Consider the following 1,841-nt stretch of genomic DNA (forward strand, 5'->3'; position numbering starts at 1 on the left):
AGCACCAGGCGGCCGAGCATGGCGAAGCCCATGGCCGGCAGGATGTTGGCGGCAACGCCGCAACCGTCGATGATGAAGGGCGGGATGAAGTCGAGCAGACCCTGAATGGCGTCGGAACCCAGATAGAAGGCGCCGCCGCACAGCAGGAAGTACTCAACGCAACCCCAAATTCCAATTCCCCAATGAACGGCGTAGATGCCTTTGAGGTTTCCCTTGAGGGCGAACTTGTCTGCCATATCGACAAACACAGGGAACAAAGCATTGGTAATGTTGCCGATCGTCAGCGAAAGGACGGCGATGGGCATGGCGAGCGCGATGGCCGTCTCGGTACCCTGACCGAGCTGAATGGCAAACGCGCAGGCGAGCACGCCGCCGACGGTTTCGTTGGGCGGTACGTAGGCGCCGATGGAGATCGAGCCCATGAACAGCAGCTCCAGGCTGGCGCCAACGGCAAGGCCGGTCTGCAGGTCCCCCAGCACCAGGCCCACGAGCGGGCACAGGACGATGGGGCGGAACGCGTAGAGGGTGCCGAGCTGGTAGTCGAGACATCCAAACGCTCCGACTAAGCCGACGAGGATTGCTTGGACAAGCATAATTCCTCCCAATAAGGAATCTCGAACCGTCGCCACTCCCGTCGCGCGCGTTGTTGATATCAATTCCGGGAGTTCGATTACACGGCTCGAAGCGTACCTGGTGTGCTGCTAACACCCATGCCAGGTACAAATGATTTGATACCAATTATAGGTATGCAGGTCCTTACTATTTAATACCACTCGCTCAGCGGGGTGTTTTTTACCGTAAACGGCAAACGTATCCCATCAGGCATGTTCCTTGTTTCGATGGCGGACAAGCGCCACCAGAAAGCCATCGCCAAAGGCATCGGATGCCAAGTTGGCCACAATCACCAAAACGATAATCGACGCACCCAAAAACTCGTTCCAGCGAAAGACCTCGCCAAAGAGGAGCGCCGACCAGCAGGGAGCGAGCACGACCTCGCTCATGCAGACCAAGTTGGCCGCAAACGCGTTGGTGCGCGCAATCCCCTTAGCATACAGCACGCTCGCAAGGCCGCTGCAAAAAAGGCCATGCACCAGCATGAGCCCCCACTCAAATGGTCTCACGGAGTCTAGGGCGCCGGCAAAATAGACGATCGGCAGCATCGAGATACCGCAGGAGATGAGCGAGGACACCATGGGCGACGCATCGGGGCGAGAGTTCAAAAAGAAACACAGCCCAAAGGTGGCGCCCGAAATGACGGCAAGCAGGTTGCCGAGCATGCCCTCGACACTCAAATCACCTAAAAAGAAAAGACCCATACCCGTAAAAGCAACCACCACGGAGGCAATCTTCGCAGGCGAGGGCAACGTGTGTGTTGCGAGCGATTGATATACGATAACGAAAATCATCGAGGTGTACTGCAAAACGATTGCGTTGCCGACCGTCGTGAGCTGGTTGGCAAAGTTAAACGTGGTGCCCGTCACGAAGTTGCAGACGGCCACAAGGACAATAAGACGGCTGACGCGGAGGACAGGCCTGCCGACGAGCAGAATAAAGAGCGCCATAAATATTGCCGTGACGGCACCGATCAATAGAGCTGACTGCGAATTTGCGTGAACGAGGATGCCGATAAAGCTCCACAAGAGCGCCGTGCCAAATAGATACATCGCCCCGCTCACGCCATTATCGGGTGGATTGTCAGATTGAATCACGAAGCACCTCCAGCTAGCTTTCGATAATAAAAAACGGCGACCACAACGGGTCGCCGTTTCCCTTGGGGGCAGATAATAGGCCGGGCCCTTACGCCAGCACGCCGAAGAACGCGCCGACGATGCCCACGACCA

The 1,841-nt window shown here is 56.8% G+C and carries 2 protein-coding genes; both read right to left on the reverse strand.

Annotation, left to right across the window (positions count from 1 at the left end; translation table 11 throughout):
* Positions 1 to 593, reverse strand: a 593-nt coding sequence (locus tag DW754_RS10755; protein ID WP_147338941.1) for a PTS sugar transporter subunit IIC, incomplete at its 3' end; no start/stop codon positions are given.
* Between the two features lie 225 nt (positions 594 to 818).
* Positions 819 to 1,709, reverse strand: a complete 891-nt coding sequence (locus DW754_RS10760) for a DMT family transporter (protein ID WP_233508943.1) — start codon at positions 1,707 to 1,709, stop codon at positions 819 to 821.
* Positions 1,710 to 1,841 lie beyond the last annotated feature (132 nt).

The organism is Collinsella sp. AM29-10AC (assembly GCF_003469085.1).
Classification (GTDB): Bacteria; Actinomycetota; Coriobacteriia; order Coriobacteriales; family Coriobacteriaceae; genus Collinsella.